Below are 13,325 nucleotides of genomic sequence, written 5' to 3'. Positions count from 1 at the left end.
TCCTAGGCTTATAAATACTGAATCATTGCCTGCTGGTCATCCGTCCAGGTAATACGACTCTGAACATCATAAACCGCCTGCAAGGATTGTGGGGTTACGGCATCCCTTGGGACACCTTGGGCAACAATCTCACCCCCTTTCATTAAGTAAATATAATCTGAAAAACGACAGGCTAATTGAATATCGTGGAGAACTGCGAGAACATTAATGCCGAGTTCCTTGACCAAGGCCAACATCTCCAACTGATACTTAATATCCAAATGGTTGGTAGGCTCATCCAATAAAAGGAGTTTGGGTTCCTGAGCCAAAGCACGCGCTAGGATAACTCTTTGTTTTTCGCCACCTGATAAGGACGAATAATAGCGTGTCTTCTTTTCAGACATGCCAACCTTGTCTAGGGCATCCTGGACGAGCAAGTGGTCCCGCTCCGTTTCTTTTTGTAGAAAGGAAAGGTGGGGCGTTCGACCAAGCATGACAATTTCTTCCACCGTGCAATCAAATTGAAGGGTGTTAAACTGTGTCACAACAGCCATTTCTTTTGCAGTTTCCTTTAGGCTTACCTGATCTAGGCTTTTTCCATCAAGTAAAATCTGACCGCTATCTGGTTTTAACTGGCGATAAATGGTTTTTAGCAAGGTTGATTTCCCACTCCCATTTGGTCCTAGTATGGTCTGGAATTGTCCACCTTCGACCTTTAGGGAGACTCCATTTAGGATTTTTTTCTCTCCAATCGAATAATGAATATCCTTACACTTTACATCCATAAGTCTAAACCACCTTCCTACGATTTTTAGTCACAATATAAATAAAGAAAGGTGCGCCAACCAAGGCTGTAAAGATACCGATAGGTAGCTCTGCATTTTTAACGAGGATTCTAGCCAAGACATCTGCCCAAACCACAAACAAGGAACCTAGGAGAGTTGCCACTGGAAAAAGCTTACGATAGTTAGTCCCGACTATACTTCTAGCAATATGAGGAGTAATCAAGCCCACAAAGCCGATAATTCCACAGCTAGCAACCAAGACGGCTGTTATGACTGCAACGATGGCAATATAAAGATACCAATAGAGTTTAAGTGGGATTCCTAAAGTCAAAGCTGCTTCATCTCCCATCATCATGGCATTGAAGACACGATACTGAGTTGAGAAAAAGAGAAAAGCCAAACCAACCACTACTGCTGGAAGCATCAAATCTGACCAAGATGTTCCTGTCAATGAACCCATGGTCCAAAACTTAATGGTCATGACACTATCTGCTGTCGCTCCAATAGAGATTATAAAATTGGCAAAGGCAATAAAGAGGGCATTAACAACCGTTCCAGATAAAATCAAGCCAGAGGTGGTCACTCTCCCCTGCATAGAGGCAATGATTAAAACAAGAACTGTCGCTAGGATAGCCCCCACAAAGGCACCCAAGCCTACCACAGCTTTAAGGCCTAAAATGATGGCAAAGGTTGCTCCAAAAGTTGCACCCGCCGAGATTCCTAATATATAGGGCTCAGCAATAGGATTATTGACGGTTGACTGCATGACACTCCCAGACATGGAAAGGCCTGCACCAACTATTAACCCCAGGATAACCCTAGGAACTCGCATATTCCAGATAATAGCTTCAAGTGGTTTGGCTATGCTTTGACTGGCAATCGGAAACCCCAATTTTCTGAGGATGACACCATAGGTATCACCTATATCTATAGTGACCGCTCCTAAAGAAACTGCTATAAAAACTGACGCTACTAGCAAAAGTAGAAGCAAACAGAGCAGGCTTAGGTAGCGGGAAAAAACAAGGTGTTTTGTTTTTTTAAAAGGCATTAGCACCTCCTTTCCACCTGTAATGTCAGAAAATTTCGACAATACCTCTCTAGTATAACATGCCTCAAAAAGAAGGGCAAGGTCATTTGAGTATTACATAGAAAAAAGAGCAGTCTTGAACTACTCTTAAGATTTATAAATAATTGAAGGAAAGTGAGAAAAAAGTCGGTTTATCATTTAACTTTCTCCACACTGCTACTAGCAATTCTCATGGCAAGAAGGATTATGAGCACCTTAATCACAAGTGATAGCCATACGCTCTCAGTTGATGACAGTTGCGATAAAGTATTGATCAACGCATGTGTCATCACACAAAGCCAAAGGCTTCTGGTCTTTGTATAAATAGCGGATAAGATGAAACAATTGCTTAATAAGCCTAGCAAAAATGGTAGCAAATGAATCCTTGCCAAAGAGCCATCAATATAAAAATAGAGCAAATGCCATAGTGACCAAGCTACAAATGTACACAGCGTAGACACTAGATAGGTCAACTTTTCTTGCAAAGTAGGCTGGAAAAAATAACGCCAACCGATTTCTTCGATACCACCAAAGACGAGGGCTTTTACAAATAAAATTATGGGGAGATACCAAGTTGGAATAATCATTTCCCCACTAAAGACCTGTGGTAAAAAATCCAAAACTATAAAAATGAGGACTAAGAGATAGTTAAGAGGAGCTTGTTTGACTTGGAAAAAATCTCTGACAAGCTGTTTAAAACTGGAGTGATGATAGCGGATGCTAATAATTGCTCCCCAAATGGCTGAGGACAAGCCACCTAACATAAGGGTAAAGAGGCCAATTGGAGTCCCATAATCAACCCTAACTTCTCCTGCTCTTAGCAGCCAAACAAGGAGACTGACCAGTAAAATCTGTCCAAAGGTCCCTGACAGATAAAGCAACAAGGCTTGTTTTCTATTCATATCTTGATTCCTCTTTCTCCCCTATTCAAACTTTCGTCTCACGATAACCTAGTCCATATCCACCCATTTGCCATTGTCCATGATAAAGGGTTTGGCTAGACCTGGTCCAGTATAGTCCTTGTACTTGGTTGTGAGATACTTGTAGCAATCTTTTTTGCTGGCAAATTTAATGGCTTGGTAGGGCTCTTCAAAGGTCAACTTTTCAACAAATAAGTAGCCATCCGTCATAGGCACCAAGACTCCGACGTGACCGACAAAAAGGGAATCACCATCCAAATTATCGTGGACAACAACCGACAGCATGCGTGCCTTGTCATCAAAGGTGAACTGTTTGTAGTAATCCTCCATATGCTTAGCGTGAACCTTGACATCTTGGGTAGCTTCAGTCTTGACCCTTGAAAAAAGAATGTCAAAGTTTTCCTGGTCCTTGGCATTAAAGAGCTTGCCCTTGTCAATGGCGTCCTTGTCTTGGAAAAGGAGCTCAGTATCACTTTTGACTTGAGGAATCTTGATTTTGCCTTTCAGTAGCGTGTAGGTGTTGATACGGCAGTTGGTACCGATAAAGTCACCATGCTTGGCTGTCCACAGGCTACTGATTTTTTCCACATCATAGTCCGTTTTGGTAAATGGCGCAAAACTCCCAGAAAGACCTACAGAACCCACGGTGTCATTGTAATCAGTGACGAGATTGATAAAGTTATCCACACTCTCCTCGTTCAAATGTTTCGAGAGTATGGCTCGCACCTCACTAATACTAGCCTTACTATTAAGGTTGGAGTAATTTGCTTGCTCCTCTTTTTTGTGGAGATGTGCAAAAACTGCTAAACCGACAAGTAGCAGGCTAGAGATAGATAAAAGAATTAGCGTCTGTTTTTTCAAAGTTTTCATAGGCGCCTCCTTGGCTTCATTATACCAGATTTTGACAGCTACTTATTCTCAGGATACTTTTCCACAATATAAAGGCTTTTACTAGTCTCCAAAACCTTTACTTGTCATTCACAATATTGGCGAAAGCTTCTTGGATGTCCTTATTATTGGTAGGGTACATGTAAAACATGTTTTCAGGATTTCCCTGATTTTGCATGGAAACTAGGACCACTGGTTGACCTTTATGGATGGTGAAATGGTAGAGAATCATGGCAGAACCTGAATAACCGTAGCTATCCACGATGATATAGTCCGCTGTTCCTGTACCATCGTCAGAAAAGGCAACGTCTACCTTTTGTTGGTCGGTCATTGGGGCATTTTGTTCTGTCTTTTCACCTACAATAATGCGGTTATTTTTAGCAAAAGACATGGCACCAAAGAAATCGTCACTTCCGTTAGGTGTTAGCCTTCTATAACTTTCTTGATTCATCTTGTGCCCAAACTCCACCATGTAACTTGCGAGCTTGGCAGCCTTGTCACTATCCCAAAGGGCTGTCGTATTGGTTGGGCTAGTCTGGCTGGACTGGCTCTTGCTTTTCACTCTGTAATAAGACGTGTAAACCACCCCTGGCCCAGCAGACTCTGGAATTTGAACCAAACGATCTGTGTCTTTGACAGAATTGTCCGGAGACGGTGCTGCTTGATTGGCTGGCACAGGCACAAAAGGATTGACCCATGCCCTGGACCATTGTCCGCAAAATAAAACATAGGCTGACCGTTGAAATCTTTAACGACAGTCTTGCCATCAGTACTTCCTGTCTCTTCAGACTTTGTGAGCCCTGACTTGGTAATGGTCACAACATGACCACCGTCAGAAACCCAGTCACCTTCGATGCTTGAAAAATCACCATTTCGAATAGCATCCACATCCATGGCAGGCGTTTTGGCTTCTGATGAAGCATTCTGACTTTGAGAACTAGAACTTGAAGACGAGTCATACGCTTTGGAACTCGATTGTTTAGACTTGTTTGAGGAAGACGTTTGACCACTCTGACTGCTTGACGAAGCTACCGCAAGGGATGACGTCTGTTGCGCTTGTGAATGATGAGAATGCCAAGCAAAAATGGCACCACCACCAAGAAGCGTCATACAAGAAACTGCAAGAACTGACGCTGCGACCTTATGAGTCACAACATACTGACTTAAGGTTTGACAAAAGCTCTTCTTAGATGCTAACAATAAGCTCTCTACTTCTACTCGATTGGCCAAGAGACTACCATTTTGTATCGCCTCGTCGACCTCTGTCATCTTTGGGCGACGTCCATAAATCTTTATAAAATAGGTTAACCATTCTTCTGCTTTCATCTCATCTCCTTTTTGAAGCGTAATAATTTCATTTTAGCATAAATTAGGGATTCTAGTTGACTTGTAGAAAAGAAAAAACTGCAAGCAAGTAGCCGCAGTTAGTGTATAAACTTGATCATTATTTCTGACTATTTCCAAGTTTTTTAAGATAAGTATAGCCCAGATAGAAAAAGAAAAGCGCTAAAAGAATAAAGAACCCCATGACGAGTTTGGTCCCACCTAATTGATAGGCAATGTAAACAAAAGTATTAACCTTGATCTGACCACCCGTTTTTTCCAATAGCGAAAGGCTCTGTGAGTAATAGTGACCAAGCCAAATAGCTCCTAGCCCTAATAACGGATAAATAATGACACCCAAGACAGGGTTCTTTTTTAACAAATTATCTAACATACATCCCCCAATTTTTTTAATGCTATAGTAATAGCTTACCAAAGAATGACTAGAAAAGCAAAGTGCCTTTTTCAGTCCACAAGAAAACTAAAAGGAACCGAGCCGATAAGCTAATCCCTTTAAAATCTAAAAGACGACACGTGTTCCATGAACTTGCTCAAGACCAGGTATGGCAAGAAATTGGTCACGATTAGCCACGGAGATACCACCTCCTGCTAAAATATCCAACTGACCGTCTGCTAGCTGAACCAATTCTGCATAACGTTTCAAGCGTGAGTCTAGAGCAGTCTCAGGAGTTCCAGCACGGGTGAGCAGACGCGTCACACCATTTTCCTTGAGCCACTGGATAGCACTAGGCTGGTCTGCTTTAGGGATTTGGTCAAAGGCCATATGCATGGTGACCTCTAGGTCTCGACTAGCATCTAACAAGGTCTTTAGAGCTTCTGTATCGAGTTGGTTTTCTGAAGTCAAAGCACCTAGTGCAAATCCGTCAACACCCAATTCACGCGCACACTTGATATCTTCTAGCATGATAGCTAATTCCTGCTGGCTATAGACAAAGTCGCCCCCTCGTGGACGAATCATCACAATCACCTTAGCCTGATAATCCTTGGCCAACCCAACAGCCGCCTTTATGACACCATAAGAAGGTGTCGTGCCTCCAACAGCCAGATTATCACACAACTCCACGCGTTGAGCACCGGCTTGAAAAGCTTTTTCTAAGTAAGTCACATTCTCTGCACAAAATTCATATATTGGCATACTGAACCTCCAATTAGTTGTAGTAGCAAGGGGATTGACTTTCAGTTTCTCTTTTGATAACCCCATAACACTATAGCAAATGATAGCAATTGCCATAGAAGGATTCTCACAATCTGCAAACTATCTGCTTCAGAATTTGAAACCACATGAACTAGATTCGAAGCAAGATTGTTGAAAAAATGATCTCCTAACCCAAACCATAAGGAACCTGTCATTTTGTAGAGTAAGGACCATTTGATACTCATCATTCCCGCTAAGATAACATAGCCAATGCCCATGGCGATGAGGTTTACGAGTGACGACTCTCCTTGAAGATAATCTCTTAAGGGCATTACCAAGTGCCATATTCCAAATAGGAAGGCTATAAAGAATAGACTCTTGCGGTAAGAAAGCCCTTCAAGAATTTTTGTGAAAAGGCCACGAAATATTCCTTCTTCCATCCAGACATTTATCAGGTTAAACAACACACTTGAGAGAATAAGTAAGATTCCTACTTGAGATACTTTTTCGCTTGTTAAGGAAAAACCACTGGCGTAAAACGATAAGTGAACATTGCCATGAAGAAAAACGAGAGTAAGACTTTCAATGGCATATGCAAAAACGGAACACACTAAGCCAAAGAGTAGCCCCTTCCCTATACCACTCACTATTCCATCAGAACTGAAACCAATATCTTTCCATCTTAATTTACAAATTGAAAGTACTCCCCACAGTAGAAGAATTCCAAAAAGCTTATGTAGAAAATTCTCAGATAAGAAGGTTTCATCCGTCCTCATATAGAAGTATTCAATTAACCTTGCTACTGAGCAGATAACAAATATAATTGAACAACTTAAAATAGGTTTCTTTATTAGTTGATTTAGCATATCTTCCTTTCAAATAAGTCTTTTATAAAAGTTAATTTCAATATTTCACTCAGTCCAATTCCTTCTCTAGTTCTTTTAGAAAGGTGATTAAAAATTGATGGCGACTTTCTGCCATTTGTTTGGCAGTCTCCGTGTTCATTTCATCTTTTAAGAGGAGCAACTTGTCGTGGAAATGTTGGACGGTATCAGTAAGGGGTCTCCCTTTGTGGCCACCATAGGAAAAAGTTCGCGCAATTCCTACAGCTCCTATCGCATCCAGGCGGTCTGCATCCTGGACAATCTTGCCTTCTAAGGTTTCTGGATGTTTACCACGATTTTTGCTGAAAGAAACAGCATTGATAACCCGACAAATCTGGTCGATTTGGTTTTTAGGAGTACCAATCTCTTCTAGAAACATTCGAGCATTCGCATTATTCTCTGTTTGAAACAATTTATCATCATCAGCATCGTGAAGAAGAGCTGACAAGCCCACTATCTCCAGATCACATGGCCCTTCTGCTTGTGCGATTCTCATAGCATTGCTATAGACGCGAAGGGTATGTTCTACATCATGACCATCCGCTCGATCAGCAAATAAGGTTTTCACATACTGCTTAGCAGCAAGAATTCGTTCTTCGATCATCGTTCTTGTCCTTTGTATAATCTGTGGACAGTTCTATCTATTCATTTGAACTAGTAATGGAGAGGTGCAGTTTACTTAAAACCGCCTCTCAGCGATTACTACTTCTTCTTTTGTGGAAAAAGCGGGAGACCAAGTTTGGCAATCTTTTCAGCTGGGGTCCTCATGCCATCCTTGACCCATTTGGAAATCACTGAGACAATAGCTGAGCTCCAAAAGGAATTGAGGTAACTACCGGCACCATTTGATGAGCTACCATTTCGTTTTTCCAAAAAATCATAAACTGCCTTGGTCAATACCTGCTCAAAATTATAATCAATGGCAAGACTGATGATTTTGGCTTCTTTTTTGACTTCCTTAAGGAGATAAACCCAGACTTGGTAAAGATCCGTCTTGAGATTATAGCCGTCCAAGGACTTAGTAATCTTTGCAATGCTAGACTCAAAAATAGATTTCAAAATCTCTTCCTTAGAACCATAATTGCGATAAAAGGCAGCACGAGATACACCCGCACGCTCAACCAGTTCCGATATGGTAATCTTTTTAAAGTCTTTTTTCTCCAACAATTGCAGGAGAGAAATTTCGATGGATTCTCGTGTAATTGCTTTGTTTTCTTGGTTAAATCGTTTGAGATTTTCCAAGGATTTCTCTGAGATTTTTCTTTCTGCCATAACATTCACTTTCTATCTGTCACGCCTGATGATATACGCTTTCATAGCAATGCACTTCATGATAAAATTGTAAAAGAAGACAAAACACTTGTCAATGTACATTATGCAGATATGAGGTGTAACCTATGAAATGGAAAATTATTGCGGATTCAGGCTGTGACTACCGTTCTTTGGACAATCTGGCACCAGATACGGAGTTTGTCAGTGTTCCTTTGACTATCCAAGTGGGTGAGACCATTTACAGGGATGATGCCCAACTCAATATTGATCAAATGATGGAGGAGATGTATGCGACTACGACTGCTTCTAAGTCTGCCTGTCCGAGTCCTGATGATTATATGAAATCCTTTGAAGGAGCGGAAAATATCGTCGTCGTGACGATCACTGGAACCCTTTCTGGTAGCTACAATAGTGCTGAGGTAGCCAAGAAAATTTATCTGGAAGAGCATCCGAATACTAATATTCACGTGATTGATAGCCTGTCAGCTGGTGGCGAGGTCGACCTTATCGTTCGTAAACTCAATCACTTAGTCGCTGAAGGCCTTGATTTTGACCAAGTCGTTGATGCTATCACAAGCTACAAGTCTAAAACCAAGTTGCTCTTTGTTTTGGCCAAGGTCGATAATTTGGTGAAGAATGGTCGTCTAAGTAAACTTATCGGGACTGTTGTCGGACTCCTCAATATCCGTATGGTTGGGGAAGCTAGTAAGACAGGAACGCTCGAGCTACTACAAAAGGCACGTGGTCAAAAGAAAGCCATCAAGGCTGCTTTTGATGAACTCCTCAAGGCTGGTTATGCTGGCGGGCATATTACCATTGCCCACCGCAACAATGAAAAATTTATCGAGCAATTCTCTGAATTGGTTCGTGAAAAATTTGCCCAAGCAAGCATCGAAGTCCTTCCCACTTCTGGACTCTGTAGTTTTTATGCTGAAGAAGGCGGACTCCTTATGGGGTATGAAATTTAAGAAAACATTGAAAAGAGGCTGGACTACATGTTCGGTCTTTTAAAAATCAGATTATGCTATTTGATAATCAGCAGAATAGGATTTTAAAACTAAAAATTCTTTCTTGACAATCCAACGTAACCGCTTTCATCGCCTCCTTCATTTATGGTAAGATGGAAGTGACGCATTAGTGTCATATGCTTATCAATTTAAATACCCTTATTAAACATGGAGATAGTTTATGAAGCAGAAACATTCACATTTTCTAATCCCTGGAATACTTCTTCTAGGGATCGTTTTGCGGGCCCCGTTCACAACCTTGTCTACGGTCTTATCAGACATTGCTTCTGGTCTAGGTATTGAGGTCAGTTCTCTCGGTCTCTTGACGAGTCTGCCTCTCTTGACCTTTGCGATATTCTCACCTTTTGCGGCTAGCTGGGCCAAACGCTTTGGTATTGAAAGACTCTTCCTCGGTGTTTTAATTGTGATGACACTTGGTTCTGCTCTGCGTACCCTTAATCTCCCTCTTCTTTATGTGGGAACACTGTTAGTCGGAGCTGGGATTGCCTTTATCAACGTCCTTCTCCCAAGCCTAATTCAGGCTAATGAGCCAAATCAGTTAGGATTCTTAACCACACTCTACATTACAGCCATGGGCTTGTCCACAGCTGTGGCTTCATCAGTTGCCGTTCCAATCACTAAGGCAACCTCATGGCAAGGTTTGGTCTGGGTATTGACAGCAGTCTGTGCCCTGGCTCTTGTAGTTTGGCTTCCTAATGTCCGTCACAATCATTACTTAGAACAAGAAACTTCTACCAGCGAAAATTCAGGCAGTTGGTATAAGAGTGGCAAAGTCTGGGCCATCATGATTTTCGGTGGATTACAGTCACTCTTCTTCTATACCACTATCACTTGGCTTCCAACCATGGCCACTCAAGCCGGTGTCGGCGAGGCCAATGCCGGAATTCTAGCTTCCGTTTTCACACTGACGAGTATTCCATTCTCTATGATCGTTCCTAGCCTAATCACTAAACTTTCTGATCGTAACCGCCATTTGATGCTAGTGGCTACCGTCCTAGCAGGACTCATCGGAGTTGCCATGCTTCTAGTCAATACAGACAGCTTTGTGTATTGGTTAGTCCTTAACCTCTTAACCGGAAGTTCTGCTAGTGTCCTATTCCCTTACATGATGGTTTCCTTTTCAATGAAGGCTAGCACGCCTGAAAAAACAGACCAACTATCAGGTTTATCCCAAACCGGAGGCTATATCTTTGCGGCCCTTGGTCCAGTCTTGTTTGGTTCAAGCAAACAACTCTTTAACTCTTGGACCCCTGCTGTTTTAATTCTTCTTGTCTTGACCATAATCATGGGAATTGCCCTTTACAAAGTTGAAAAAACAGACCTTATTTTGTAAGAGAAAAACTAATAAAAGAAAATGCCCCACAGGTTGTGACTTGTGGGGTGTTATTTTGCGTGCGGCGAATGAATGCAACTTTTAAATACAAAGGTCGAAGTATTCGTATTTGTCTTTCGACAAGTTCCCTTAACCACATAACCCTATTTTTCTAGCCAAAAGAACGATTGCTTTAACATTTCTTTTGCTTGTCCAATCATACACGGTCCATGAGAAATAATAATATTCTTAGGTTCCCATTTCTTTATTTTGTGATAACTCCTCAAAGCTTGTTTTTTGCCAAATAAGAAACTTATTCTTAAATCTCTTGGTGTTTTACCATTTGGATAGTGATTATCGCCTATTTTAAACAGTAGCTTTTCAAAAAGCGATAATTTCTCAGTTTCAATGTTTTCAATAAGATCCGTTAAAATCAGAGTTGAACTTTCATTATGGAAAAAAACAACCTCTTTTACATAAAAACTTCCCTCAAATGTTGTAAAAAGAATTTCTTCGTTCCAATTGGCCTTGCTTAATTCCTGACCATAATCCAAACTCATTCCCGATTTTCTGGCACGCTTTTGAACACCACTAGCTAGCCAAACTTTTGCTTCAGGAAATAGTTGATGCCACTCATTTATATAACTATAATGTAAGACATTTGGAGCAATAAGGTGTTTTACCTCACCCAATTTCTTGATTTCAAAAAGTAAATTGTCATTAGGCTTAGTCGGTGAATGCACCCAAAGACCACCATTCTGTAGACGGATAACTGTCATTCTAGTTGAAAAAGGCACTTTGAAGAATTTGAAATCCATCAGTACTTCTTCCCCATCCACAATCCATAGGTTATCTGCTATCTTTTTTAAGGAATTGAGAGGACTATATTTTTTGACTTCCATGAAACTCAACTTTCTAAATTAATAAAGTATAATCAATCGTTATTCTCCAAAAATGGAACAACCAACTTAATCCACTCTTTAGGTAGGTAGGCTGATAAATAGCCATGATTATAGCCTTTTGCTTCATACAGGATAGTGTTGGGATGTAGCTGCTCAAATAATTTCGCCGATGCTTTCACACCGTTCAATTCTTTTTCGCCATAAATATAGAGAACCTGTGCTTTACTAGCAGAAATCTTGTCCTTCAACTTGTAGTCGCCCATATAGGTTTTGTAAATGGTCACTAATGTTTTGATAGGTGTCCTTGGCATATCCTCCATATAATAATTTTTTATCTCGTCTGGGTAAGCTAATTGGGGATAGGATTTATTCATTAAGCTTAACTGAAATTTACAAGAGGATTTACTAAACATCAGTTTACCAAATAAAGATACCAGTAGGATGCTAAATCTCGCCAACCTTGGCTGAGGAATACAGAGACTTCCATCTATGATGACTTTCTCAGCTATATCGCTGTCTAAGGACAAAAGTTCCATAGCAATTTGACCACCGAGTGAAACACCACCAATCGCAAACAACTTTCCATCATAATTCTGTCTAACATAGTTCAAAATTTCCTGTGCCGAGTCTTCCGTTGAGATATAGTCCCTTTGAAATTCTTCACCGTGGCCATTCAAAGTGGGTAAAATAACACGGTAGTCTTCTGACAAAATCCGTGCTTGACGAAGATAATTCCACCAAGAGCTACCCCCACCATGTATCAATAAAATGGGAGGCAAATTCTTATCACCAAATTCATGAAATTTCATATTTGATACCCTCCAAAATGTTTCATATAGCCACTACTATTCTTTTTTTGAAACGCCTATGTTCGCCTTTTTCATTCTACTTATAGAAAATCTTCACCCAATCTTGTTTTGCACTTAGAATACGAGCAACAAATACTGTATGATTCTCAATATAATAAAATGCGAGATAGTTCTCTATTGGCATATAACGATAGGGTTTCCCATCGTCAGTCATTTCACCGTAACCTCTACTAGACACAAGTGGACATGCTTCTGGAAATATTTCTAAGGTTTCAAGAGCAGTCAATATCAAATCAACTTTCCCATCCGCAGATTGTTGGCTATAAAAATTCATAACGATATAGTCATGAATTTCTCGTAAGTCCTGCTTAGCTCGATCCGTAAGAAAAACCTGATAGCGTTTCAACTTAGTCAAGGCCAAATTCCTTTCTCACATCTGCTACAGAAGTAACTTTACCTTGCGCAATTTCCTGATGCCCGATTAAAATTTCCTTCTTTAAATCCTCAAAAGCCACTTGATACTGTGTATCTTGCAAATCACTAGAAACAAATTCTCTTACATCAACTGTCCTATTGGCAATTTTTCTAAGTGCTGCATTGAGAACATCTGATACCGTAATTTTTTCGTCTGCTAAGATGTCTTTCGTTTTTTGGTAAAATACCGAATCTGCTCGAAAATTTACCGCTTGTGTCTTTGCCATATTAACAACTCCTTTTGTAAATACATTTTGTATATACATTCTAACATATAAAAGAAAAAGTATTCAACTAAAAAGAGAAATGATTAACGACAAAAAGCCTTGAAACCAAGGCTTTTCCTTCTACATATTTTCTAGGCTCGTACAAGCAGTGAGACTGCCTCCACATGTGATGCTAGAAAATATCTATATTATAGACCAAAACTTTTGTTCTTTTCTCAATTAGATAATATTTTTAGTTCAGTACAATTTTGGTAAGGTACGTTTTATTAATTTATCGGACGAATCGATACATCTCCAAGT

General features: G+C 40.4%; 17 protein-coding genes. 2 read left to right on the top strand and 15 right to left on the bottom strand.

Annotation, left to right across the window (positions count from 1 at the left end):
- Window positions 1-8: 8 nt before the first annotated feature.
- The 11 genes from ACYVQ1_RS01585 to ACYVQ1_RS01535 form a co-directional block, all read right to left on the bottom strand.
- A complete protein-coding gene (locus ACYVQ1_RS01585; protein ID WP_148512766.1) occupies window positions 9-764 on the bottom strand; it encodes an ABC transporter ATP-binding protein in 756 nt (251 codons plus the stop codon).
- Between the two features lie 4 nt (window positions 765-768).
- Complete coding sequence (locus tag ACYVQ1_RS01580; protein WP_461249603.1) at window positions 769-1,812, bottom strand: FecCD family ABC transporter permease; 1,044 nt, start codon at window positions 1,810-1,812, stop codon at window positions 769-771.
- Between the two features lie 173 nt (window positions 1,813-1,985).
- Window positions 1,986-2,732 carry a CPBP family intramembrane glutamic endopeptidase gene (locus ACYVQ1_RS01575; RefSeq protein WP_461249602.1) on the bottom strand — a complete coding sequence of 249 codons (747 nt, stop codon included), beginning with the start codon at window positions 2,730-2,732 and terminating at the stop codon, window positions 1,986-1,988.
- Window positions 2,733-2,780: 48 nt separating this feature from the next.
- Complete coding sequence (locus ACYVQ1_RS01570) at window positions 2,781-3,620, bottom strand: DUF4300 family protein (protein ID WP_461249601.1); 840 nt, start codon at window positions 3,618-3,620, stop codon at window positions 2,781-2,783.
- A gap of 97 nt (window positions 3,621-3,717) precedes the next feature.
- On the bottom strand, window positions 3,718-4,200 hold the full coding sequence (locus tag ACYVQ1_RS01565; RefSeq protein ID WP_461249600.1) for a DUF4767 domain-containing protein: 483 nt from the start codon (window positions 4,198-4,200) through the stop codon (window positions 3,718-3,720).
- Window positions 4,197-4,964: a DUF6287 domain-containing protein gene (locus tag ACYVQ1_RS01560; protein ID WP_461249599.1), complete on the bottom strand. Its 768-nt coding sequence runs from the start codon at window positions 4,962-4,964 to the stop codon at window positions 4,197-4,199. Before ACYVQ1_RS01560 ends, ACYVQ1_RS01565 begins: the two co-directional genes overlap by 4 nt.
- A 118-nt stretch (window positions 4,965-5,082) precedes the next feature.
- Window positions 5,083-5,355, bottom strand: coding sequence for a hypothetical protein (locus tag ACYVQ1_RS01555; RefSeq protein WP_118189054.1), 273 nt, complete (start codon window positions 5,353-5,355; stop codon window positions 5,083-5,085).
- A 126-nt stretch (window positions 5,356-5,481) separates the two neighbouring features.
- A complete protein-coding gene (locus ACYVQ1_RS01550; protein WP_461249598.1) occupies window positions 5,482-6,117 on the bottom strand; it encodes a copper homeostasis protein CutC in 636 nt (211 codons plus the stop codon).
- A 41-nt stretch (window positions 6,118-6,158) separates the two neighbouring features.
- Window positions 6,159-6,983 carry a CPBP family intramembrane glutamic endopeptidase gene (locus tag ACYVQ1_RS01545; protein ID WP_461249597.1) on the bottom strand — a complete coding sequence of 275 codons (825 nt, stop codon included), beginning with the start codon at window positions 6,981-6,983 and terminating at the stop codon, window positions 6,159-6,161.
- A gap of 49 nt (window positions 6,984-7,032) precedes the next feature.
- Window positions 7,033-7,605, bottom strand: a complete 573-nt coding sequence (locus tag ACYVQ1_RS01540) for an HD domain-containing protein (protein WP_461249596.1) — start codon at window positions 7,603-7,605, stop codon at window positions 7,033-7,035.
- A gap of 98 nt (window positions 7,606-7,703) precedes the next feature.
- A complete protein-coding gene (locus tag ACYVQ1_RS01535; RefSeq protein WP_104020809.1) occupies window positions 7,704-8,273 on the bottom strand; it encodes a TetR/AcrR family transcriptional regulator in 570 nt (189 codons plus the stop codon).
- A 125-nt stretch (window positions 8,274-8,398) separates the two neighbouring features.
- Between ACYVQ1_RS01535 and ACYVQ1_RS01530 the strand changes: the two genes are divergently transcribed.
- Window positions 8,399-9,241 carry a DegV family protein gene (locus tag ACYVQ1_RS01530; protein ID WP_461249595.1) on the top strand — a complete coding sequence of 281 codons (843 nt, stop codon included), beginning with the start codon at window positions 8,399-8,401 and terminating at the stop codon, window positions 9,239-9,241.
- A gap of 220 nt (window positions 9,242-9,461) precedes the next feature.
- Window positions 9,462-10,634 (top strand): CynX/NimT family MFS transporter, encoded by a 1,173-nt coding sequence (locus tag ACYVQ1_RS01525; protein WP_461249594.1) that lies wholly within the window; start codon window positions 9,462-9,464, stop codon window positions 10,632-10,634.
- A gap of 143 nt (window positions 10,635-10,777) precedes the next feature.
- On the opposite strand, the gene ACYVQ1_RS01520 is transcribed toward ACYVQ1_RS01525, so the two are convergent.
- From ACYVQ1_RS01520 to relB, 4 genes are all read right to left on the bottom strand, one after another.
- The gene (locus ACYVQ1_RS01520) at window positions 10,778-11,515 is read right to left on the bottom strand and encodes a DUF4336 domain-containing protein (RefSeq protein WP_461249593.1); all 738 of its coding nucleotides are present in this window, start codon (window positions 11,513-11,515) and stop codon (window positions 10,778-10,780) included.
- 32 nt (window positions 11,516-11,547) lie between these two features.
- Window positions 11,548-12,324 (bottom strand): alpha/beta hydrolase, encoded by a 777-nt coding sequence (locus ACYVQ1_RS01515; RefSeq protein ID WP_461249592.1) that lies wholly within the window; start codon window positions 12,322-12,324, stop codon window positions 11,548-11,550.
- A gap of 76 nt (window positions 12,325-12,400) precedes the next feature.
- On the bottom strand, window positions 12,401-12,739 hold the full coding sequence (locus ACYVQ1_RS01510) for a type II toxin-antitoxin system RelE/ParE family toxin (protein ID WP_461249591.1): 339 nt from the start codon (window positions 12,737-12,739) through the stop codon (window positions 12,401-12,403).
- Window positions 12,732-13,025 carry a type II toxin-antitoxin system RelB/ParD family antitoxin gene (gene relB, locus ACYVQ1_RS01505; RefSeq protein ID WP_205025338.1) on the bottom strand — a complete coding sequence of 98 codons (294 nt, stop codon included), beginning with the start codon at window positions 13,023-13,025 and terminating at the stop codon, window positions 12,732-12,734. The genes ACYVQ1_RS01510 and relB overlap by 8 nt, the downstream gene beginning before the upstream one ends.
- Between the last annotated feature and the right edge of the window lie 300 nt (window positions 13,026-13,325).

This window comes from Streptococcus parasalivarius, assembly GCF_054785155.1.
This window is presented reverse-complemented; position numbering and strand designations above follow the sequence as displayed.

Coding starts and splice junctions, on each gene's coding strand:
- ACYVQ1_RS01585 (WP_148512766.1), bottom strand. CDS start 764: ATGGATGTAAAGTGTAAGGATATTCATTATTCGATTGGAGAGAAAAAA.
- ACYVQ1_RS01570 (WP_461249601.1), bottom strand. CDS start 3,620: ATGAAAACTTTGAAAAAACAGACGCTAATTCTTTTATCTATCTCTAGC.
- ACYVQ1_RS01525 (WP_461249594.1), top strand. CDS start 9,462: ATGAAGCAGAAACATTCACATTTTCTAATCCCTGGAATACTTCTTCTA.
- ACYVQ1_RS01550 (WP_461249598.1), bottom strand. CDS start 6,117: ATGCCAATATATGAATTTTGTGCAGAGAATGTGACTTACTTAGAAAAA.
- ACYVQ1_RS01520 (WP_461249593.1), bottom strand. CDS start 11,515: ATGGAAGTCAAAAAATATAGTCCTCTCAATTCCTTAAAAAAGATAGCA.
- ACYVQ1_RS01575 (WP_461249602.1), bottom strand. CDS start 2,732: ATGAATAGAAAACAAGCCTTGTTGCTTTATCTGTCAGGGACCTTTGGA.
- ACYVQ1_RS01540 (WP_461249596.1), bottom strand. CDS start 7,605: ATGATCGAAGAACGAATTCTTGCTGCTAAGCAGTATGTGAAAACCTTA.
- ACYVQ1_RS01515 (WP_461249592.1), bottom strand. CDS start 12,324: ATGAAATTTCATGAATTTGGTGATAAGAATTTGCCTCCCATTTTATTG.
- ACYVQ1_RS01580 (WP_461249603.1), bottom strand. CDS start 1,812: ATGCCTTTTAAAAAAACAAAACACCTTGTTTTTTCCCGCTACCTAAGC.
- ACYVQ1_RS01545 (WP_461249597.1), bottom strand. CDS start 6,983: ATGCTAAATCAACTAATAAAGAAACCTATTTTAAGTTGTTCAATTATA.
- ACYVQ1_RS01530 (WP_461249595.1), top strand. CDS start 8,399: ATGAAATGGAAAATTATTGCGGATTCAGGCTGTGACTACCGTTCTTTG.
- relB (WP_205025338.1), bottom strand. CDS start 13,025: ATGGCAAAGACACAAGCGGTAAATTTTCGAGCAGATTCGGTATTTTAC.
- ACYVQ1_RS01555 (WP_118189054.1), bottom strand. CDS start 5,355: ATGTTAGATAATTTGTTAAAAAAGAACCCTGTCTTGGGTGTCATTATT.
- ACYVQ1_RS01535 (WP_104020809.1), bottom strand. CDS start 8,273: ATGGCAGAAAGAAAAATCTCAGAGAAATCCTTGGAAAATCTCAAACGA.
- ACYVQ1_RS01560 (WP_461249599.1), bottom strand. CDS start 4,964: ATGAAAGCAGAAGAATGGTTAACCTATTTTATAAAGATTTATGGACGT.